General features: G+C 48.3%; 16 protein-coding genes. 10 read left to right on the top strand and 6 right to left on the bottom strand.

Annotation, left to right across the window (positions count from 1 at the left end; genetic code table 11):
• The first annotated feature begins 212 nt into the window (after nt 1-212).
• A complete protein-coding gene (locus AC1VYS_RS26375) occupies nt 213-1,202 on the top strand; it encodes a LacI family DNA-binding transcriptional regulator (RefSeq protein WP_482912083.1) in 990 nt (329 codons plus the stop codon).
• A gap of 297 nt (nt 1,203-1,499) precedes the next feature.
• On the top strand, nt 1,500-4,898 hold the full coding sequence (locus tag AC1VYS_RS26370) for a GH36-type glycosyl hydrolase domain-containing protein (RefSeq protein WP_482912082.1): 3,399 nt from the start codon (nt 1,500-1,502) through the stop codon (nt 4,896-4,898).
• Between the two features lie 99 nt (nt 4,899-4,997).
• On the opposite strand, the gene AC1VYS_RS26365 is transcribed toward AC1VYS_RS26370, so the two are convergent.
• Nucleotides 4,998-6,071, bottom strand: a complete 1,074-nt coding sequence (locus AC1VYS_RS26365; RefSeq protein WP_482912081.1) for a methyltransferase domain-containing protein — start codon at nt 6,069-6,071, stop codon at nt 4,998-5,000.
• Nucleotides 6,072-6,427: 356 nt separating this feature from the next.
• Between AC1VYS_RS26365 and AC1VYS_RS26360 the strand changes: the two genes are divergently transcribed.
• Both AC1VYS_RS26360 and AC1VYS_RS26355 read left to right on the top strand, forming a co-directional pair.
• On the top strand, nt 6,428-6,925 hold the full coding sequence (locus AC1VYS_RS26360) for a GNAT family N-acetyltransferase (RefSeq protein WP_482912080.1): 498 nt from the start codon (nt 6,428-6,430) through the stop codon (nt 6,923-6,925).
• A gap of 60 nt (nt 6,926-6,985) precedes the next feature.
• The gene (locus tag AC1VYS_RS26355) at nt 6,986-7,774 is read left to right on the top strand and encodes an SDR family oxidoreductase (protein ID WP_482912079.1); all 789 of its coding nucleotides are present in this window, start codon (nt 6,986-6,988) and stop codon (nt 7,772-7,774) included.
• A gap of 144 nt (nt 7,775-7,918) precedes the next feature.
• On the opposite strand, the gene AC1VYS_RS26350 is transcribed toward AC1VYS_RS26355, so the two are convergent.
• From AC1VYS_RS26350 to AC1VYS_RS26340, 3 genes are all read right to left on the bottom strand, one after another.
• The gene (locus AC1VYS_RS26350; RefSeq protein ID WP_482912078.1) at nt 7,919-8,887 is read right to left on the bottom strand and encodes a hypothetical protein; all 969 of its coding nucleotides are present in this window, start codon (nt 8,885-8,887) and stop codon (nt 7,919-7,921) included.
• 319 nt (nt 8,888-9,206) lie between these two features.
• A complete protein-coding gene (locus tag AC1VYS_RS26345) occupies nt 9,207-9,755 on the bottom strand; it encodes a GNAT family N-acetyltransferase (RefSeq protein WP_090924183.1) in 549 nt (182 codons plus the stop codon).
• A 34-nt stretch (nt 9,756-9,789) separates the two neighbouring features.
• Nucleotides 9,790-10,047, bottom strand: a complete 258-nt coding sequence (locus AC1VYS_RS26340) for a DUF2164 domain-containing protein (RefSeq protein ID WP_090924184.1) — start codon at nt 10,045-10,047, stop codon at nt 9,790-9,792.
• A 282-nt stretch (nt 10,048-10,329) separates the two neighbouring features.
• Between AC1VYS_RS26340 and AC1VYS_RS26335 the strand changes: the two genes are divergently transcribed.
• Nucleotides 10,330-12,102, top strand: coding sequence for a glutamine--tRNA ligase/YqeY domain fusion protein (locus AC1VYS_RS26335; protein WP_482912077.1), 1,773 nt, complete (start codon nt 10,330-10,332; stop codon nt 12,100-12,102).
• 916 nt (nt 12,103-13,018) lie between these two features.
• Here AC1VYS_RS26335 and AC1VYS_RS26330 read toward each other — a convergent pair.
• Entirely contained in the window at nt 13,019-14,257 is a 1,239-nt protein-coding gene (locus tag AC1VYS_RS26330; RefSeq protein ID WP_482934539.1) for an MFS transporter, read from the bottom strand.
• A gap of 293 nt (nt 14,258-14,550) precedes the next feature.
• Between AC1VYS_RS26330 and AC1VYS_RS26325 the strand changes: the two genes are divergently transcribed.
• A complete protein-coding gene (locus AC1VYS_RS26325) occupies nt 14,551-15,195 on the top strand; it encodes a molybdenum cofactor guanylyltransferase (protein WP_482912075.1) in 645 nt (214 codons plus the stop codon).
• Here the strand turns inward: AC1VYS_RS26325 and AC1VYS_RS26320 are convergent.
• Nucleotides 15,165-16,136, bottom strand: a complete 972-nt coding sequence (locus tag AC1VYS_RS26320) for an AraC family transcriptional regulator (protein WP_482912074.1) — start codon at nt 16,134-16,136, stop codon at nt 15,165-15,167. The genes AC1VYS_RS26325 and AC1VYS_RS26320 overlap by 31 nt on opposite strands.
• A gap of 472 nt (nt 16,137-16,608) precedes the next feature.
• On the opposite strand from AC1VYS_RS26320, the gene AC1VYS_RS26315 reads away from it, so the two are divergent.
• The 4 genes from AC1VYS_RS26315 (at nt 16,609) to AC1VYS_RS26300 (ending at nt 21,795) form a co-directional block, all read left to right on the top strand.
• Nucleotides 16,609-18,615 (top strand): beta-galactosidase, encoded by a 2,007-nt coding sequence (locus tag AC1VYS_RS26315; RefSeq protein ID WP_482912073.1) that lies wholly within the window; start codon nt 16,609-16,611, stop codon nt 18,613-18,615.
• A gap of 98 nt (nt 18,616-18,713) precedes the next feature.
• On the top strand, nt 18,714-18,929 hold the full coding sequence (locus AC1VYS_RS26310) for a hypothetical protein (protein WP_482912072.1): 216 nt from the start codon (nt 18,714-18,716) through the stop codon (nt 18,927-18,929).
• Nucleotides 18,902-20,698, top strand: coding sequence for a sensor histidine kinase (locus tag AC1VYS_RS26305; RefSeq protein WP_482912071.1), 1,797 nt, complete (start codon nt 18,902-18,904; stop codon nt 20,696-20,698). The genes AC1VYS_RS26310 and AC1VYS_RS26305 overlap by 28 nt, the downstream gene beginning before the upstream one ends.
• On the top strand, nt 20,695-21,795 hold the full coding sequence (locus AC1VYS_RS26300; RefSeq protein WP_482912070.1) for a response regulator transcription factor: 1,101 nt from the start codon (nt 20,695-20,697) through the stop codon (nt 21,793-21,795). The genes AC1VYS_RS26305 and AC1VYS_RS26300 overlap by 4 nt, the downstream gene beginning before the upstream one ends.
• Nucleotides 21,796-21,826 lie beyond the last annotated feature (31 nt).

Below are 21,826 nucleotides of genomic sequence, written 5' to 3'. Positions count from 1 at the left end.
ATGCTGAGAAGTAAGCAAGGGATCACGATAACGGTCAACCAAAGCATAGCGAGAATTAACCTGAACATCACAAACAACTGCATCACCAAGAATAGTAACTATACAAGAATAAGAGAACAGGACTGAGCGGTAGTGTTGTTATTCTAATACATTCTATCTGCTATAGATAAAGAACGTAATGGATGAGTTAAGTAAGAAGGGGCGAGCAAGGGATGGCAACGATCAAGGATGTGGCAAAGCTGGCAGGTGTGGCGCTCTCCACGGCTTCCTATGCATTGAACGGGGACAGCAAGGTGAGTGCCAAGACCAAAGCCAAAGTGCTTGAGGCAGCACGGGAATTGAATTACCGTAAAAACGGCTTTGCCATGGATCTGAAACGGAGCCGGACGAACACCATCGCACTGATCTTGACAGACCTGTCGGGACCTTATTACTCCGAGCTGATTCGCAGTGTGCAGGATGTGGCGCTGGCGAATGGATATGATCTGATTGCATGCAGCTCAATGGGAGGAGGGGATTCCACGGCAGTACGTTTTTTACGTGAGAAAAGAGTGGACGGAGCCATTATACTGGCTCATAACATCCATGATGAAATTCTGATCGAGTCTGCCGGAGCGAGATTCCCGATCGTTGTTATGGATCGGCAGCTATCTGGTGATCACCTTGTTAACGTGCTGGTGGATGGTGAGCAAGGGGGATATTTGGCAACCCGGCGTCTCATCAGAGGGGGGCATGTGGATATTGCTTATATCAGCGGGCCATCCAATTCCTATGATAATGCACTACGTTATCAGGGATATCTCCGAGCGATGCGAGAAGCAGGGCTTACGGAAAAGTCCAAGTGGCGCCTGAACGGCAATTTTGTACGCGAAGGTGGCTTCAGTGCAACCAAGATGATGATTATGCAGGGAGAGCTTCCGACAGCGGTGTTTTACGGAAATGACGAGATGGCGATCGGTGGACTGAAAGCATTTGAAGAGAGTGGTATTTCGGTACCGGGCGATATTTCAGTTATCGGATTTGATGATATCCAGCTGTCTGAATATATTCAACCCCCGCTGACTACGATTCGTCAGCCTAAGCATGAGGCCGGATCACTGGCTGGACATTTGCTATTCCAGATGTTGAACGGAGAGAGTGTTAATCCATCTTATACGTTGACCATTGATCTGGTGGAACGCGGTTCTGTGGGTTCTCCTTAAGGCCGAGAGTGGGACATAAGGGAGTTTGCATCATGGTATGTAACACAGGCGGCAACTGGGGCGGTGGGTGCAAAAGGCGGAGCAAGTATTCATCACAGCAAGACTTGGCTAAGATGGATACATAACGATGAGAAGTGTGATCTGTAAGTAAACACAATGTGTTACTTGTATTACAGCATGAGGGTTATCGTTGGAACGGGTCAGAAACGACCGGTTCAAAGGGAGCCCTATTCTTTTTCAAAAATATCGAAACGTTTCGATTTTGAGCGGTAAACTAATTTAAGGAGTGATAGAGAGATGGCAACAACTATGAATGAAACGATTCGTCTGGCAGCCGGAGAAGTCACATTTACTTTTTTAAACAGCGGAGACTTGTACGAGGCCACTTCTGGCTCTACAATGCTGAATCAACTACTTAGTAACCCGATCGATGGGTCTTTGAATAATCTGTATCTACGTGTACACGGGGAAAATGGGGAGATTCAATCGTTCCCGCTGCTCGGCGTGCATTCGGGCAGTCAGGTATCCACGAGCAAATCACATGCAGACCGTCAGCTGATCTGGACAGGCAGTGTGCAACCGAACCCTTCAGGACAGGCGATCCAGTATAAAGTTGTATTTACGCTTGCCCCGCAAGGAATCTGGTTCTGGGATGTGAAAGTTACAGGACAACAGCAGCGTGTCGATGTGGTCTATGGACAAGATGTGGGACTTGCTGATCCGGGCGCAGTACGTAGTAATGAAGCCTATCTGTCGCAATATATCGACCATACGGTATTTGAGGATGATGCAAAAGGTTATGTGGTATGTTCACGTCAAAACCAGCCTCAGGGCGGCGTGTTCCCTTACATGCAACAAGGCTCTTTGACCAAAGCGGTGGGTTACTCTACAGATGGATTCCAGTTCTTCGGACTTTCTTACAAAGAAACCAATCAACCTGAAAGTCTGAGTCGTCCGTCTCTGGCAAACGAAACTTACCAGTATGAGTTCGCTTATACTGCATTGCAATCCGAGTTGTTGGAATTGAACGGCGAGGCAGAGGTTGTTTTCTATGGACTGGCGAAGCCTAACCATGCATCGGGTATTACCGCGCTGGAGTTCGGAGATGAAGTTGCAGCAGCATGGAACGAAGTTCAGGCTATGGCTGCCGAGCAGGGGGATGTGCTTGAACAAGTAAAATTCTCCGCGTCTCTGGGTGAGCCACTGGCCGCACTTGATCTCACGCAGGAAGAGATTAATGAGCTTTACCCTGACCGTCATCAAGAAGAGCGTAGTGGGGATCAACTATTGTCCTTCTTTACGGAATCTTACGAGCATATCGTATTGAAAGCCAAAGAACTGCTGGTGGAGCGTCCACACGGACATATTCTGATGAGCGGCGGTAATGTAAAACTTGGAGCACAGGTTATTACAACTACTTCGTATATGTACGGAATGTTCAACTCACAGCTTGTCATTGGTAACACCAATTTTAATAAAATGATCAGTAATGCCCGTAATGCCTTAAACGTGCCGAAAACGGCCGGACAACGCATTTATGTAGAGATTGATGGACAATATCGTCTGCTGACGATGCCGTCTTTGTTCGAGATTGGGTTTAACTACGCCCGTTGGATTTACAAAATGGAGTCCGATACACTCATCGTGACGAATTACACAACAACGCATGCCACAGAAGTACGCATGAATGTACGCTCGACAAGTGGAAAGGCTTATCGTTACCTGGTGACGAACCAGATTACAATGAACGTGAATGAGTACGAATATCCACTGCACATGACGCAGGATGGTAGCACGTTGATTTTCAAAGCGGATTCGAAGTCTCTGAGTGCAGGAACGTATCCCGAGCTGGAGTACCGCATGACGGTTGAAGGTGCCTCTGTACAAGCCGGGGACGAAACACTGCTCGCGAGCGGTGTTCGCAGTGGCGCTGCTTCACTTGTAACGTTAAGTTTAGAAGAGACTGCGGAATGGACGCTGAAGGTTCAGGGCGTACTGGAAGGTCAGGCGTCTGCAGGTACTGACGCAGCAACTTCGACTCTTTCTTTTGAAGAAGAAGTGCAGGCGTACCGTGAGTTCTTTGCGGGTGTCATGAACGGTTTCCGTTTGTCGCGTGGCGAGAGCCAGGATGCGGAAGATTTGTTCAAAGTCAACTCGCTTGCTTGGTGGTACACCCACAATATGCTGGTTCACTACTCTGTACCTCACGGTCTGGAGCAGTACGGCGGCGCAGCATGGGGGACACGCGATGTGTGCCAAGGTCCGGTGGAGTACTTCATGGCCACTCAGAAATATGAGCAGGTTCGCGATATCATCAAAATGGTGTACACACACCAATACGAAGATGATGGCAACTGGCCGCAATGGTTTATGTTTGACAAATACTTTGCGATTCAGCAAGAAGAGAGCCATGGCGATATCATCGTATGGCCGCTGAAAGTGCTGGCAGACTACCTGACTGCAACTCGTGACTATGCCATTCTGGAAGAGAAAGTACCTTATACGGTTAAACATAGCTTTGGATTCACAGAAGAGACAGCAACCGTACTGGATCACGCGAAAAAAGAGATCGAGTACATCCGTGCACACTTCCTGCACGATACGTTCCTCTCCTCCTATGGAGATGGAGACTGGGATGATACACTTCAACCAGCCAATGCACAGCTCAAGCAATACATGGTGAGTAGCTGGACGGTTGCCTTGACGTATCAGTCCGTGAATGTGCTGTCACAGGCATTGAAGTCTAAAGACGAAGCTTTTGCAGAGGAGCTTGCAGCACTGGCACAAGGCATCCGTGATGACTTCAACCGTTACATGCTGGGCACAGATGTGATTCCAGGCTTCGTGTACATGGAAGAGGCAGATCAAGCGAAGCTGATGCTGCACCCGACGGACACCGAGACAGGCATCCAATACCGCCTGCTGCCAATGACACGCAGCATGATCGGTGAGCTGTTGAACGCAGAGCAGGCTGAGGCACATTATGCACTCATTCGTGAGCAGTTCCTCTGCCCGGATGGTGTACGTCTGATGAACCGTCCTGCGCAATATGCTGGCGGCGTGAGCACACACTTCAAACGTGCAGAGCAAGCGTCCAACTTCGGACGTGAGATCGGTTTGCAATACGTGCATGCCCACATCCGTTACGTGGAAGCGATGGCGAAGCTGGGTAAAACGGATCAAGTGTGGAACGGTCTGGCGATGATTAACCCGGTGGGTATCCGCGAGGTTGTACCTAATGCAGAGATTCGCCAAGCGAATGCATACTTCAGTAGTTCAGACGGCAAGTTCAACACCCGCTACGAGGCACAGGAACATTTTGACCAGCTTCGCAAAGGGACGGTAGAGGTGAAAGGTGGATGGAGAATCTACTCCAGCGGCCCTGGAATCTACATGAACCAGCTGATCTCGAATGCACTGGGTATTCGTCAGGAAGGCGGTAATCTGGTGATTGACCCGGTACTGCCAGCTGAGCTGGACGGCATGCAATTCGAATTTGAATATGCAGGCGAGCCGGTGACGTTTATCTATCACCTGAATGAGGGAGCTGTCAGCCGTGTAACGGTGAATGGAAAAGACGTGGCTGGTGAGCGTACAGTGAACCGTTATCGTCAAGGCGGGGTACGCATCTCACTGGATGCGTTTAAAGAAGCAAGCGTAGCGGCTGAGCGCACGATTGTTGATATCTATATGTAAGCTAGCAGCTATGTAACAATCAGGGCCAACCTTCGTTCAGAGGGTTGGCTCTTTGGTTTATCGCACGTGTTATGTTGCGTATTCAAACCAAATTACCGCTTAACGGCCTGGGACTGCAACCACCGTGTGTAGCAGCTCATTATGCCGCATATGTTTGGTCTCGTAGCCCAGATGAGTCAGCCGACTGCATAATTCATCGAGCAATGGAAAATGGCGCTCGTGAAGTGCCCGTTGCTGCTCTGCATCTCCAGATGTGGCAGCATGCTTGCTGTAAGTGTTACGATGGGCAGAATCCGTGAACATAAGGTCGGTGAGACAGATTCTGCTCGTTGTGGTAGGTTTGAGCACCCGCTGGATTTCTCCCAAAGCGAGTTGCTGCTGATCCGGGCCCAGATGATGAAAGGCAAAGCTGGATACGACAAAGTCAAAGGACTGATCGGCAAAAGGAAGGGCCAAAAAATTACCAAGCTTCACGTGCATTTGCGGATATTTCCGGCGGCACGTTCGCAGCATTTCCCGTGACTGATCAATTCCGGTCATGATGGCACCCTGATTCAGCATTCTGCCAGCCAGATTGCCTGTTCCAGTCCCGATATCCAAGCCAGCTTCTCCAGGTAAAGGAGAGATCCACTGCACGCTCTGTTCCAGTGCTTCATCGTAATTGTGGTACAGGCTAAATGGCTTGTCTACGTTGATCCTGTCCGCTTGCACGCGCTGGTCATGGATAGCCGCTTGCTGATCATAATTCCAGCGGTCATGCCAGTTCTGTCTTGCTTCCCGCAGACGGCGTGCACTGCCAGCCAGATCATGCAAATGGCTGACATCCAGTGAACCGTCCTGACGGTTCAGGTCGATCATACGCTGGGTCGTATCCATCATTCGCTTCAGCTCTATCCACTGGGCATACATGACTGCTTGTTGCAGTTCCAAATATTCCTCTAACCCCTGCTGGTTACCTTGATCTATCTCGGCGAGAGCTTGAGTAATATCCTGCAAAGACATGCCAATTTCGCGCAACGCCGCTATTGTCTGCAGACGCCATATATCATTCTCCGTATAGGTGCGGTATCCGTTGCTGACCTGCTTGGCAGGCTGAATTAACCCTTTTTCCTCATAAAAACGAATGGCTCTTGCGGAAATCCCCAGCCGGGAAGCGGCTTCTTTGATATTCAACCGGGTGTACCTCCTTACCTTATTGGACCGTATCTATAATTGTTACCATGGAATCAGTATAAAGTATGACGTTACGGCAAGGTGAAGTGTTTTTTGTAATACACTGGCATCGCATCTTCTGATCTGTGGTTCTGGTGGGTACCATCTGTGAGCATTAGATACGTTTTATTTGTGCTCTAATTTTCATCGTTTGGTCAAATGAAGGCGGAATTTTAGTCCTCTCGGCGGCTATGCTACAATAGATAACAGAATAAGGCACACGATAAAGATAGCGTAATAAAGCTAGGGAAAAAAAGATATTTGAATGAGACGAATCAAAAAATATTTGAATGAAGATATCGAAAGGTTGAATCAGCATGTTCACCAGTCATACGTATCAAATCCGTGCTTCCGAGATGAAGGATGCAAACCAGCTAATGGAGCTGGATATGCTGGTTTGGAATGCATCCACCTCGCCTGCACCGATGCAGTGGAGATCCAGACAGCAGTATTTGCAATATTGCCCGCCAGGCAGTCAGTTAATCGCGGTACAAGAGGATCAGGTATGCGGATACGTGGGCTTCCATCCCCCCACAGGTATGCCGGTAAACCGCCATGTATATGAAATCCATATTGCTGTTCACCCGGATTTTCGCCGCTCTGGTGTAGCAACAGCTCTTATGAAAGCGATGAAGCAACACGCGCTGGAGCAGGGCATTCGTAAGCTTAGACTGCGAGTATTATCGAGTAATCCGGGAGCAGTTGCTTTCTATGAACAATGTGGGTTTGTGACCGAGGGCAGGCTTGTTTCCGAGTTCAGAATCGGTGGCAGGGATGTAGACGACATTTTGATGGCTTATTTTATTGATGTATAGGTTATTTAAACAGTTAGCTGATGGAGTGGGCAAATGAACTTGGCTGAGGAGGAATAAACAATGGATATGGGACTTCGCGGTAAAAAAGCACTGGTGCTGGCCTCCAGTCGAGGCCTGGGCAAAGCAGTGGCGGCACAGCTGGTACTGGAAGGTGCAGATGTGATGTTGGCAAGCCGGAGCGGGGACAAGCTCGCTATCGTCAAAGAAGAGTTGCTTGCACTGGGCGGCGGTGGCCGCGTGGAATATGTCGCAACGGATGTAACACGCAAGGAGGACATCGCGGCACTTATTCAGGCTACAGCAGAACAGTTTGGCCAGATCGACATTCTGGTTAACAATTCTGGCGGCCCGCCCTCCGGTACGTTCGAGTCGTTGACCGACGAGGACTGGGAGCGTGCGTTTGAGCTAAACATGCTTAGTTATGTCCGGCTGATTCGGGGTGTGCTTCCGCATATGAAGGCAAGCGGAGGACATATCGTCAACATTGCCTCCACATCGGTGAAGCAACCCATTCCGGGTCTGATTCTATCCAATACGTTCCGTACGGGTGTGTTTGGTCTTGCCAAGACGCTCTCTCAGGAGCTTGCACCTTACGGCATACTGATTAATACCGTAGCCCCTGGACGCATCGCAACAGATCGGATTCGTGAGTTGGATACGGCGAGGGCAGAACAGAATGGAGTCAGTGAAGACGAGATTGCCGAGCAGTTCCGTAAAGAGATTCCGCTGGGGCGTTATGGACAGCCGGAGGAATTCGCCAAAGCTGTCGTATTTCTGTTGTCTGGTGCCAACTCCTACATTACCGGAACATCATTAATTGTGGATGGTGGCATGGTGCGCGCGCTCTAAAAGATCGATATGTATCTGATAAACATTAAAACCCCTCCTTCACCGCTGCTGATAGCGTGGGAAGGAGGGGCTTGGCATGGAAATCATCCTGTAGGATGCAGAGACAGGTGAGATTCCACCTACGATTTGCTTGCTAACGGTTGGTTATGCAGGATCTTTACTAAGATCAGAAGTGCTCGTACCTGCCTGATCTGTCGTGCCTGCTTTGTCTGTTTTGTCGTTCTCTGGCAAAGGTTTAACTGGGGTGCCAGACTCGTCCTTCACACGAGAGCCATGGTGATGCTCGGGTCGAACGGATGGGCATGCGCCGTTAACAAGGTCTGTGATGCGCTGGGTTAGATCGGCAACCCGCTCATCATACTGAGCCTGTGTGATTTTCCCGTCTTTCAATTCTTGCTGCAGATCGGCCGTTCTTTCGGTTGCAAGCTGCTGAATAAGGGTTTGCACGTTTACCTTCTGGGTAGAGGCAATCTGTGCGAGGGTATCCCCTTTTTGGAGTGATGAAGTTAATTCATTGGTGGTCACTCCAAGTAAAGAAGCGAGCTTGTCCAGGTTACGATCAACTTCAGGGCCAAACCCCCGTTCAGGCAAACCCATTCCAGGCACAGGATGTTCTGGTTTTTTCGCGCGTAATGCGGATGGTTTTTCGTTTACCAGTTCACTCACGCGCTCCGTAAGAGCGGCCAAACGTTCATTATACTGGGTTTGTGTAATCTTGGAGTCGGTAAGCTGCTGTTGCAGTTCCTTTTTCTCCGTGGCTACCAGTTTATCAATGAGTGTCTGTGTCTCAACCTTTTTTGAGGCAGCAATTTCAGCAAGGGACTTGTCTGCTTTAAGAGCTTCTTTGAACTCATCTTTGGTAATGCCCAGCACAGAGAGAACTTCTTCAGCATGAGGCCCGAACCAAGGTCCGAGTCCTCTTTCCGCTTCGCCAGGTGGTTTCAATATATGGGACCCCATCGGGGCAGTGCGTTTGTTTTGGAGTGCATCGGATGCTTTCGCCGCAGGGTCTGCATGAACCGCAGTAGTTGCCACCAAGCCCCCGCCAAGTGCAAGTGTTAAAGCTAAAGCGCTGGTTACTTTGACTGCCTTTGATGTTGTGGTTTTCTTCATCCGTGATCATCCTTCTTCCTTGTATAGAGTTTGTGGTTATACAGCCACAACGCTATCTTAGGCACCGAGTATGAAGCAGAGATGAGTTCAACCTTAAGGAGAAGTAAAAAATGGTTTCCTAACCACAAATACCCCTCATCTATGGGACATGTGCTGTCACAGACGAAGGGCAAGCGGATTAGCGTGATGTATGAGGATAAGCTATTTCAGTGTAATAGAGTGTATTTCAATTTACGTATACACTTCAGTTGATTGTGATGTAGTTTTGTTTATGAAAATGTTATATCCGTCCGTTTCATGTCCATTATGTAAGGCTGGTTTATCGCAAAAGTTCCCATTCATGCTGTAACATGCCGTATACCGCATGATTGACGTATCCTTTAGGCAGTTTTTCCGCCTGGCGAATGACACCTTCAAGCACGAAGCCAAGTCGTTCCGGAATAGCACGGCTACGTTTGTTGTTGGTGGCACAGCGAATTTCGACCCGATTCAGATCCAGTGTCACGAGGGCGTAATCCACCAAGACACGGCAGGCACTGGTCATTAGGCCCTGTCCTTCAAAGCCTTTGCCAAGCCAGTATCCGATGCTTACGGAACGGCTTGTCCAGTTAATCTCGTGGAAACCGATGATACCTGCAAGTTCTCCTTTTAACCAGATGCCGGCTGTGAAGCCGCCGTTCTCCGCAGCTTGTTTTAACGCGTTCGTAATAAAGCTCGATGTATGTTCAATGTCGGTCACCTGATCTACCCAAGGCAGCCAATGTCTCAGTTGATCTCTGGAACGGTCCGTCAGTTCGAACAGCGGTTTGGTGTGCTCCATCAAAAGCGGGCGAAGCTCTGTATATTCATCCAATGAATAGGTAAACATGATTGCAACCTTCTTTCTTTATATAATAGGTAGATTAGCGGGGAGGCCGGGGCAATTTGCGCTCCAGAGCAAACAGATCTTCTTCCATGGAGGCCATGCGCTGGTTTACCGTCGTGCGTGCGTCACTGAGTGCCTGATTATATATGTAGGGAGCAAGCTGTGTCATAAACAGGTCGAGGACGCCCCATGCTGCCAGATCGCCCAATTCTTCGCCGCGTTCCTCTTCAAAATACGACTGGATCGTGCGAATGGCTTCATCCTGCTGTTCTTTGGTCAGTTTTAGCGCGTTCACTTGGGAAACCCTCCCTTAAATTTAGTTTTACTCATATGCTACATGATTCGTGCGAACTCGTCAAAATGGTATTGGGCCTAACTTGAATCTGGTAGCGTGTGCGTTTGATCCCGATTTTCATGTTGTTATTTATTGAACTCCTTCCCCGTTAAAGGTATATTTAAATGAAACGCGTACGAAACTTTCCATGAAAGAAGATATTTTCAGGAAATGGTTTCGCCATTAAGGAATTTTACCCGGAATTGCTGTACTATTGTACTTTTTGCAAGCTCCAATCCATTCATGAAAGGTTTGATAACTGTGGACAACCGATTCACAACCCCACCTAACTTTATTAAAAATATCATTACCGAAGACCTCCGGTCGGGCAAAGTCCAGGAAGTTATTACCCGTTTTCCACCGGAACCGAACGGTTATCTGCATATTGGTCACGCGAAGGCGATCTGGATCAACTTTACGCTGGGCGGCGAGTTCGGCGGCAAGACGAACCTGCGCTTTGATGACACGAACCCGGTGAAGGAAGACCTGGAGTACGTGAACTCTATCCAGGAAGACGTGAAATGGCTCGGATACGAGTGGAACGAGAAACGTTTTGCCTCGGATTATTTCGATGAGATGTACAACCGTGCGGTCTTGCTTATTGAAAAAGGTAAAGCCTATGTCGACGATCAAAGCGCCGACGAAATCCGTCAAATGCGCGGAACGCTGACCGAGCCGGGCAAAAACAGCCCATACCGCGAGCGTTCGGTGGAAGAGAATCTCGACCTGTTCACACGTATGCGTGCAGGCGAATTCAAGAACGGAGAAAAGGTACTTCGTGCCAAGATTGACATGGCTTCGCCTAACATCAACCTGCGTGATCCGGTCATCTACCGTATCTCTCATGCACATCACCATAACACGGGCGACAAATGGTGCATCTACCCGATGTACGCATTCGCACACCCGCTCGAAGATGCCATTGAAGGTGTAACTCACTCTTTATGTTCCCTGGAGTTTGAAGATCAGCGTCCATTCTATGATTGGGTTATCGCGGAATGTGAGATGGAGAGTCAGCCACGTCAATACGAGTTTGGCCGCCTGAACTTGTCACAGATGGTAACGAGCAAACGTAAGCTGAAGTTGCTTGTGGACGAAGGCCATGTGGATGGCTGGGACGATCCGCGTATGCCAACGATCTCGGGTTTGCGTCGCCGGGGGTACACACCGGAAGCGATTCGTGATTTTGTATTCGAAACAGGCATTTCCAAAAGCCAAGGCGTGATCGATCTGCAAACGCTGGAGCACTTTGTTCGTGAGGATCTGAAACTGAAAGCTCCGCGCACCATGGCTGTCCTGCACCCGCTCAAAGTGGTTATCACCAACTATCCTGAGGGACAAGTGGAGTGGCTGGAGGCCGAGAATAACGTGGAAAATCCGGAGATGGGCAACCGCCAAATTCCGTTCTCCCGTGAGATTTATATCGAGCAAGACGACTTTATGGAAAATCCGCCGAACAAATACTTCCGTTTGTTCCCTGGCAATGAAGTTCGTCTGAAACATGCCTACTTCATTAAATGTAATGACGTAATCAAGGATGCGGACGGTAATGTCGTTGAGATTCATTGCACTTATGATGTAGAAACGAAGAGTGGCAGCGGCTTTACGGGCCGCAAAGTCAAAGGCACGATTCACTGGGTAGAGGCAACTCAAGCGGTACCTGCAGAATTCCGTTTGTACGAGCCGTTGATTTCGGCGGAAGCGCCGGAAGCGGAAGCAGAGGCGGAGGTTGTTGCTGCTGTAGCAGGAGCTGAGATTGAGGCTGATGTGACTGGAGCTGGAGCAGAGACCGCCGAGCAACCGGAAAAAACGTTCCTGGATCAGTTGAACCCGAACTCGCTGGAGATCGTTCAAGGCTTCGTGGAGCAAGAGATGAAAGAAGCGAAACCACAGGACAAGTTCCAATTTTTCCGTCACGGCTACTTCAGTGTTGATCCAAAGCACTCCGAGCCAGGCCGTCCCGTATTCAACCGGGTTGTATCGCTGAAAAGCTCATTCCAATTGCCGAAGGCATAAGGTAGGTGCGCGAAGGATACGAGATGAGGTAGACAGTAGGCATACAAAGAGCGTGAGATAGACGCACAAGAGCATAAGACAGACAAGTGCGTGAGATAGACGCACAAGAGCGTGAGATAGACGTAAAATAGTACATGATGACAGCGCTGGTGGGTAAACCGGTGTTAGCCACGAGCTCAATTCATCCGTCGAATGCTCGAAGGGTTTGGGTTAGAGCACGAAGTTTTGGGACGAACAAGCTGCATAAGTATTAAAAGGGGGCGTTCCTTCATCACTTAAGATGATGGGACGCCCCTTTGTGTGTTTTTTCGATTTAGCGGGGATGTCTTCCTTGGTAGTATGCAAATTACTCTAACGATCACAGGAAACGCTATTTGCCTACTTTTCGGCACTTCTGAATTCTAACGATCCGTACGGAGCTTATTTCTTGAAAATGCAGTCCGTTTACCCTTTTTTCCTCGCTTTAGACAGAAATAAGGCTTCTGGTGATCGTTAGAATATGAAACGTCTAGAAATTGCCCAAATAAGCTTCCTGGTGATCGTTAGCCGTTAGCCGCGAGAGTTACCGCAAATCTTTCACAGGAATGCTCGAGTTTCTGCAGGAGTTTCCGTAAAGCTGCCCGCCGCAGAGTCACAGAGCTGCCAGAGCTTTAATAATACGACTCGACTTGCAGAGTTGCATCACACAAGAATAAACCATCCATCATTTACTCTCACTCGCCGAGCACCAAGCTACCAAACACCTTATTACCCACCAGTGTTAACTCTCGTTATCATTACGTTAGAGCTGGAATTTTTGTTTTTTCAATGACTTCTCCTCTAATCCTTATCCATCTATTCCCCATCTGTTCCTCATCTACTTGCCATATCCTCACCCAGGCATTCTGATTTACTTATCTTTACCAGGTAATCTCATCTACTTCTCTTCATCCATATTGCCCATCTCGGTCAGCACCGTTGGCTGGTATCCATTACGACGGTTCCACAGCCACATGATGGCAAAGCCAGCAGCGCCGATGAGTGAAAAGAAGACACCGATGTTGTACATTACCTCTGCACCGAAGCTCTGGAATAGCCAACCGCCAAACAGCCCAGCAATGACGCCGGAGAGACCACCCCAAGCCATCGTATACACCGCTTGCCCGGAGGAGCGGTAAGGCCGTGGAATAAACAGCATCGTCAGTTGTGTGCCCACATAGAAATAACCGCCAAAGGTGACCGAGTGCATGAGTTGAATGAAGACAACCTCCATCGGGTTGTTAGCCAGCGCCATGAGCTGCCAGCGAAGAGCAAACAACAGGCTGACCAGAATCAGAGAGCCCAGTAGTATGCTCATTTTGCGTTTCAGTAGCCGATCCAGCAACAGGAACACACCCACTTCGAGAATAGAGGATGTGAAGATGGCCCAGCCGACCATCTGTTTGTCGCCGCCCATCTCTACAATATAAAGCGACATAAATGTACTGTTCATGGCATTGGGTACCGAAACGAGCACCCCAAGGCCGATAAAAATCATAAAATACGGATTAAACATCACTTTGCCGAACCGCCGGAACGTCACAATCGGAGTATCGGAAGCGATGGGCTGCCTTGGCAGAAGTATAGAGAATACAAACGCTATAGCAATCATACATGCAAAAATAATGGATACACTGCTCACGCCAAAACGGTCAATAACCGGCCCGGCAGCAACTGCAGTGAGCGCCCAACCCAGAGAGCCCCAGAGCCGAAATGACCCGAACTTCTGACCTGTACCGTCGATATAACCGAGAATCAGACTGTTGGTCTGAGCAAATAACGGACTTTGGAAAAAATAAAAGAAAATCATGGCTACATAGATCCAGGCATATGAGGGCGCGTAAAATACACCTTGTGCAAGCACAAAGGTGCCTCCCATCATCATCATCAGCACAATGCGGATATTGCGCGATTTATCGCTCCAGAATCCCCAGAACGGATTGGCAAACAGAGATACAAAAGGACCGATGGCCATCAGGCTCCCGATCTCCAGTTTGGTCATGCCAATCTCTTGAAGATAGAGCTGCAGGAATCCGGCAAAGATCGAAATGGCTCCATAGATGAAAAAGTTATATAGTTTCAGAGAGGTCAGCGAGGTTGTGCCTCTAACAGGTGCAGATCTGTCCAATTGAGCCATTCCTTTCCGAATCAAAATCATATTGTTCAATGTATCATTTGTTGAAAGGGGATTCAATGTATAGTATATGAAATAAAGGTATGCCCTAAGGTATATCTTCATCTCAAAACGGATGTAGCGGAATGTATGCTACGGATGTGTGCTACGGATGTGTGCTTAATGAGTTCGGTATAAATTTAAGGCATGGGATATAATATGCATCCGTATCGCTCGACTGCTGATACACGATTTGGAGTTTCATTAATTTATTTCACGAATAGAAAACTCAGGTTCTTACGGGAAGAGGAGAGTACATGGACGCTGAAAAATGGACAGGCATTATATTGGCAGGTGGATTATCCAGCCGGATGGGAACAAACAAAGCACTGCTTGAACTGAATGGTTCAACGGTGTTAACTCATATGAAGAATGCGATCAGACCTGCCGTATCCCGAATTGTTGTTGCAGCAGGGCCGAGCGAAGCAATCTACACCGCAATAGGGGATGAAGACTTCGAATGCGTAAAGGATGCTTATCCCGGAAAGGGGCCACTTGCCGGGCTTCACGCAGCGCTGACAGTATCCCATACCGAGTGGAATCTGGTCAGTGCTTGCGATATGCCGCTTCTGCAAACCTCTTTTTTCAATGGAATGAAGAGGCTCGCCGCACAATATCCTACATGTAGCGCTATCGTGCCGCGTGTAGAGGGGCGCGTTCACCCGCTTGCAGGGGTATATCACAGCCGTGTACTTCCCAAGCTAGAACATTCCCTCATTCATGACCGGTTACGTGTCATTCGCTGGCTGGAAGAGATCGGCTGCCAGTTTGTCGATACAAACGAACTGGAGCAAGTGGGAATCGGGCATGCCGAACTACAATTAAGCAACATGAATACGCCCGAGGAATTCGAAAATATACGGATTCGTCTTCAGCATTCTGAACTTTCTTCTGAAGACTGATCAACGGAATCCCGGCTGTTTTCGGCGTGCTGGCTTCGATAGAGAAGTGGACTTTGGCCTGTCCAGCGTTTGAATTGCCTGCTGAAATGAGACAAATGGGTGTAACCCAGTTTTATAGCAATCTCCCCAAGCGAAAGATCGGGCTGCTCGATCAGCATTTTGGCTTCCTGCAGTTTCAGATTGGACAGGTAGGCGCGCGGAGAATGACCAAACACTTTACGAAAAACCTGTAAACCATATCCTGGACTAATGCCAAATGATGCAATAATCTGTTCGACTTTCACTGAAGATACATTGCCGTCCCGTGATCGAAGCTGGGCATGAAAGGCCTGTTTGATCGCCTCGGCTATCGCTCCTGCGTAATGCATGGCAGTTGGGGCAGGGGCTTGCGCAGCAGCAACCGAAATGGTGGACTCCGGTGCTTGATCTGCGGCCTGGGATAACAGTGCAAACAGTTCGAACATACGCGCTTGCATGAGCATTTTATCCGTTGAAGTATAAGCTTCGACCGTTTTAATCATGCCCATCCAACTTTCCAGGACAGCCCTTATTCTCATATTATCTCCTGTACTTGCGGCATAGATTCTGCTGCGCTGGGATATTAGCTTTAAGGTAAAGAGCGGATCATCTACATTAAAATGAGCGCTAAAATAGGTCATGCCTTCCGCGGAGATACATGCATTCGTATGCTTGAATCCTGGCGGAATGAGCAGGATGGAGCCTTCATCTACCGTATATGTGTATCCATGAATCACACTTTCCTGCGTACCCTGAATGATTAGAATGATCTCAAAGCCGGGATGTGTTTCTTCAGGCATAGCCCACCCATAGGGAACTTGTTGGCTGTGAGCACCATAAAATTTAATGTTACAATCGATAATCGGAAGCCAGTGAGCGAGCGTATGAAACGGCATCTCTCTAAGCTGCGAACGGATATCCATGACATTCACCTCGGAAAAGGGTAAAAAATACTCGCCTTGTGCCATCGGCACCATGCATGTACTTCATTATAATCAGTTTAACACAGACATCCTAATATCAAGGGATAAGCAAGCACAATCAATAGATACCGCACAAAGGATACCCTCTATAGAAACATTAATGTAAACGCTATCATTAATGGCAGGAACATGTCAACTACCCTATTGCCAACAACGTTATATAAGTTAAACAACTCATTTGCACAGAAACGGAGAGGACAGAAAAAAACTGGAGAAGCGAAGCGGTCGCTTACAAGCTTTCTGAAAGAAAGCTACTTCGAAAGCATACGCTTATCACCGGATTTTACCCTTGAGAAAGTGGAATAAAAAAATCTGGGGATAAGGGCGAATGGAAGGTTATTCTGTCATTGTAGTGGACGTGCAAATAGGACGGGTTTCTCTTATATAAACCCCACTCAAAGGAGACTTGATTATGGACAAATTATTATACGGCGTAGCCTATTACGATGAATATATGCCTTACGAGAGACTGAACAAGGATATTCAGATGATGAAAGACGCCGGAATCAATGTGGTGCGCATCGCTGAATCTACGTGGAGTACCCATGAACCGCAAAACGGTGTCTTTGATTTCACGTCCGTAGATCGAGTGCTGGATGCCATGCATGAGGCCGGAATTCATGTCATTGTAGGCACCCCAACGTATGCTGTTCCGACGTGGATGGTGAAGGAACACCCGGATGTTCTGGCAACAACAGCACAAGGACCGGGAAAATATGGAGCAAGACAGATTATGGATATTACCCATCCGACCTATCTGTTTTACGCAGAGCGCATCATTCGCAAGCTGATCTCACGCGTGAGTAAACATCCGGCGGTCATCGGATATCAGACAGACAATGAAACGAAGCATTACAACACGGCTGGAGACAATGTGCAACTACAGTTTGTTAAATATATGCGCAACAAGTTCAGCTCGCTAGATGAGTTGAACAAAGAATTTGGACTGGATTACTGGAGTAACCGGATCAACAGCTGGGAAGACTTCCCTTCCGTCGTCGGTACGATTAACGGTAGTCTTGGAGCTGAGTTTGCCAAGTTCCAGCGGCAACTGGTCACGGATTTCCTGGCGTGGCAGGTCGGGATTGTGAATGAGTACAAACAGGAAGGCCAGTTTGTAACCCAGAATTTTGACTTTGAATGGCGCGGGTATTCGTACGGCATTCAGGGGGATGTGGATCATTTTGCGGCATCCCAACCTTTTGACATCACCAGTGTAGATATCTATCATCCTTCCCAAGACGAGCTGACGGGTATTGAGATTTCGTTCGGGGGAGACGTGGCGCGTTCCACCAAACAATCTAACTACCTTGTTCTGGAGACCGAAGCACAGGCATTCTGGCACTGGGTTCCTTATCCGGGACAGCTGCGATTACAAGCATTCAGTCATCTGGCTTCCGGGGCTAATATGGTTGCCTACTGGCATTGGCACTCGCTGCACAATTCGTTTGAGACCTATTGGAAAGGTCTGCTGAGCCATGATTTTGAACCGAATCCCGTGTATAACGAAGCCAAGACGATTGGCCGCGATTTTGCTCGCCTGAGTCCTAAGCTGGTGAATCTGAAGAAAAGCAATCGGGTGGCTGTACTGTTCAGTAACGAGGCATTGACCTCCATTAAGTGGTTCGGCTTTAACTTTACAAGTGACAAGAATTACAATGACGTTGTGCGCTGGATGTACGATGAACTGTATAAAATGAACATTGGCTGCGATCTGATCGATCCTTCCGTGGAGAGTTATGCAAATTATGATGTGCTTGTGGTGCCTGCACTCTATGCGGCTTCCGATGCGCTGCTGGAAAAATTAAATCAATTTGTACAGGATGGCGGACATATCGTGTACTCGTTCAAAAGCGGTTTTGCCAATGAGCACATTAAAGTACGCTCTACGCGTCAGCCGGGACTGATCAGTGAAGCGTGTGGTATTAGCTACAACCTGTTTGTTGAGCCGAAGAATGTTGCTCTGCGCGATGATCCATTTGCCGTAGGCGAGGAGCATAATCAGGTGCACACCTGGATGGAGCTGATTACGCCGACTACCGCTGAGGTGCTTGCTTGGTACGATCATCCACACTGGGGAGAGTATGCAGCGATCACGCAAAACAACTATGGTAAAGGCAAAGCAACATATGTTGGCTGTTATACAAGTGCCGCTGTCATTCGCAAGGTACTGGAACGTGTGATGAAGGACGCGGGTGTGTGGGGAGCGGATCAGGAGCTTGCTTTTCCACTCATTGTGAAGACGGGGGTAAACGATCAAGGCCAGACCATCCGCTACTATTTCAACTATTCGGATCATGCAGTTTCCTTCAAGAATCCGCATGGCGGAGGAACGGAACTGCTGTCAGGAGATACGATTGCTGCTGAACAGGAGATCGAGTTGGAACGTTGGGGGATCCGCATTATCGAACAAAACTAGGGAATAATAGAAAAACCTGAAAAAGCGAAGCGGTCGCCTAAAAGCTTTCTGCAAGAAAGCTCCATCGGAAGCATACGCTTATCACCGGATTTTCCTTTTTGGAAAAGGAATCAAAAAAATCTGGGGTTAACCGCTACTCTCCAGGTTATTCTGTCATCGGAGTGGCCTGTGTAAAATCTTGGTTCAACATTTACTTCCTATTTTCCGAAAAAAATAACAAGACCATGGCGCCTTCAGCTCTGATGCTGGGGCGTTTGTCTTATTTTAGTTCAGGAGTGGATGCGCTGTGTTTACCGAACTCTACCGCCGGCTGATTGATCCTTTCAAGCGCAGCATTCGTAATAAACTGATTCTGACGATGACTCTGGTTGCAGTACTGCCAGTTATTGTGATGACCGGTGTTGCTGCTGAAAATACACGCTCCTCCATGGAGGCCGAGATTATGGATACGAACCAGGTCAATATGAATTGGGCTTCAGTCTATTTGGCAGAACAGTTTACCCGCATGAATAATATTATTTATTCCATTCAGATCAGTGATGAGCTGCATCAGTACTTGGCATTGAATCGGGAAGCACCTGCTGCTACACGCTTCGACGAACAGAAGGCTGTATTTAATATGCTTAATAGCGTCTACTATTCTGCTGGCAATTATGTGTTCGGCGTGGAGTTGTATTTGAAAGAGCAGGATACGTTGTTCACCTTCAATTCGATGGAATCCCGAATTAAGACGGTTGCGGATATCCCTGAAGGGTACCTTGAGCTTTTTGCAGAGCATAAAGACTTTACGATTATGAATGACCCGAACGATCCGCAAAAGTTCCATATGACCCGCAGTATGAACCGCTTCGAGGATCAGGCTCAGATTGGGGCGATCAGTCTGGAGATCAAGTGGGCCGAGTATAACCAGACGCTTGAATTGCTCGACAGCAGGGGAGATTATACCGCCTATATCGGAGACAGTTCAGGTCATCCGGTATATCAGCCGAACTCCTCTATTCAACCCTCGGATGAAGCATTGAAGCAACTGAGTGAAACGAAGGATAACGCCGGTTTTATTCGTACAGCACAGGAATATATTTTCTATCATGATATTGAGTCGACAGGTCTACGGGTGATCAAAATCGTACCGGATCATGTCATTAACGAGAGCGCACTGGAAACGATGAAGTATGGACTTGTCGTGGGCGGAGTGGCAACGGTCATGTCCGTTGCTCTGGCAGCACTGGTCGCTTGGCGAACCTCTAAACCTATTGTCAAACTGGCGAATTCCATGAAGGGCATCCAGCTGATCAAGGATCGTAAAGTCGAGCGCAGCGGACGAGTGGATGAGATCGGCCTACTGGAGAAAAATCTACACGGGATGGCTAGCCGAATCCGAGAGCATATCCAGGATAACTATTTAATGAATCTGGAAAAGCGGACAGCCGAGCTCAAAGCGCTGCAATCTCAGATCCATCCCCATTTTCTGCAAAATACCCTACAGATGATCGGCGGCATGGTCTATTCGCAAAAGCCGGCAGACAGCTACAAGGTGATTCGGGCATTAAGTGAAATGTTCCGTTACATTGTGCGGGCACCGGACGGCCTTGTTCCTCTGCAATCCGAACTGGATCAATTGGAGCATTATATGCTGATTCAGAAGCAACGTTTTGCCACCCGGCTTGAATATAAGCTGGAAATTACGGGAGAACTCCGAGAGTGTTATATTCCGAAGTTATCATTGCAGCCCCTTGTGGAGAATGCATTTTTGCATGGACTGGAGAAAAAGCCAGGGGAGTGGAGACTGGGCATCGAAGTCGTCTCTGATCTGCAGCAAGGATTGGTGACCATTCAAATTTGTGATAATGGCATGGGTATGGAGCCGGACAGGCTCGCAGAGATGCAATCGAAACTCGAGCGTATTACGCGGCATACCGATCGGGTATGGAGTTCAGGCAATAGTATTGGCCTGCTCAATGCCGCATCACGAATGGTGATGCATTTTGGACCCGATTACGGTATGCGTATGGAAAGTAAACTTGGGCAGGGAACCAAAGTGATCGTAATGATCCCCTGCGCAACAGGAGGCGAACCCTTATGAATAAGGAGAACTATAAAGTGCTGCTGGTGGATGATGAACCTTGGAATCGGGATATTATCCGCAATCTTGGTGAATGGAATGAGCTGGGCTTGGTTGTCTGCGGTGAGGCAGAGGATGGAGAACAGGCGATACAGATGGTCAAGACATTGCAACCTCATCTTATTATTACGGATATGCGTATGCCAGGATCGGACGGCGTGGAGCTGATGCAGACGCTTAGCAGTCAGTACCCGGAGATTAAGGTCGTTGTGGTGAGCGGCTATGATGATTTTAATTATGCCAAACATGCTCTGCGGTATCGTGCCGCTGACTACCTGCTGAAGCCAGTGAACCCGGATGAACTCAATGCTACACTGGCGAAATGTAGTCGTGAACTGGATAAAGCTGCTGCGGCACCGGAAGTATGGGAAGCTTATCCGGCCTCATTCGCGGGTGAGTTCTCTTCGTTCCAGCAACAAGCGCGTCTGCGCTTCAACGATCTGAACCTGCCGAGTCTGCGGGAATGGTTCCAGCAACTGGAGCAGAAGCTGGAACGGAGTGAAATTCGCAGACCTCGCCAGCTTGGACGCGTTGTTTACGAGTTGCAGAACTTGCTGGACGAGTTGTGTGTCTCCAATGGGTTGTCTGATCGCTCGGATGAAGGGGCATTGCCACCTGTAACAGTTCTAACATCCATCTCTGCATCCGTGGAGTGGATCTCAGTTTCGTATGTTCAGGCATTGGAACAATTAATTGCCCAGCGTAAGTATAAGAACAAACTGAACCTTGAAGATGTGAAGCAATATATGGAGCAGCACTGCATGGAGATGATTACGCTGGAGCAGCTTGCCCAGATCTTTTTTGTCAGTAAGGAATATTTGAGCAAAGCTTTCAAGAAAGAATATGACGTGAACGTGACCGATTATGCGGTTCAGCTTCGAATGGCCAAAGCAAAAGAATGGGTGATGGATGATCAGATTCCATTCAAACATATCGCCGAGATGACGGGGTATGAAGATGTGTCCTACTTCTATCGGGTATTTAAAAAGCACTTTGGTTTGTCGCCCGGAGAGATGCGGAAAGGCCGGCATAAGTTGTCCAACCCATTCCCCGAATGATTCGTTCGGGGAATGTTGCTTGGATTAAGGT

The sequence above is a fragment of the Paenibacillus sp. G34 genome (assembly GCF_056856875.1).
This window is presented reverse-complemented; position numbering and strand designations above follow the sequence as displayed.

Excerpts from the sequence above, each read along its gene's own strand:
- AC1VYS_RS26345 (WP_090924183.1), bottom strand. The coding sequence starts at position 9,755 with ATGTTTACCTATTCATTGGATGAATATACAGAGCTTCGCCCGCTTTTG.
- AC1VYS_RS26350 (WP_482912078.1), bottom strand. The coding sequence starts at position 8,887 with ATGAAGAAAACCACAACATCAAAGGCAGTCAAAGTAACCAGCGCTTTA.
- AC1VYS_RS26325 (WP_482912075.1), top strand. The coding sequence starts at position 14,551 with ATGGACGCTGAAAAATGGACAGGCATTATATTGGCAGGTGGATTATCC.
- AC1VYS_RS26370 (WP_482912082.1), top strand. The coding sequence starts at position 1,500 with ATGGCAACAACTATGAATGAAACGATTCGTCTGGCAGCCGGAGAAGTC.
- AC1VYS_RS26315 (WP_482912073.1), top strand. The coding sequence starts at position 16,609 with ATGGACAAATTATTATACGGCGTAGCCTATTACGATGAATATATGCCT.
- AC1VYS_RS26320 (WP_482912074.1), bottom strand. The coding sequence starts at position 16,136 with ATGGATATCCGTTCGCAGCTTAGAGAGATGCCGTTTCATACGCTCGCT.
- AC1VYS_RS26335 (WP_482912077.1), top strand. The coding sequence starts at position 10,330 with ATGAAAGGTTTGATAACTGTGGACAACCGATTCACAACCCCACCTAAC.
- AC1VYS_RS26330 (WP_482934539.1), bottom strand. The coding sequence starts at position 14,257 with ATGGCTCAATTGGACAGATCTGCACCTGTTAGAGGCACAACCTCGCTG.
- AC1VYS_RS26360 (WP_482912080.1), top strand. The coding sequence starts at position 6,428 with ATGTTCACCAGTCATACGTATCAAATCCGTGCTTCCGAGATGAAGGAT.
- AC1VYS_RS26355 (WP_482912079.1), top strand. The coding sequence starts at position 6,986 with ATGGATATGGGACTTCGCGGTAAAAAAGCACTGGTGCTGGCCTCCAGT.
- AC1VYS_RS26375 (WP_482912083.1), top strand. The coding sequence starts at position 213 with ATGGCAACGATCAAGGATGTGGCAAAGCTGGCAGGTGTGGCGCTCTCC.
- AC1VYS_RS26300 (WP_482912070.1), top strand. The coding sequence starts at position 20,695 with ATGAATAAGGAGAACTATAAAGTGCTGCTGGTGGATGATGAACCTTGG.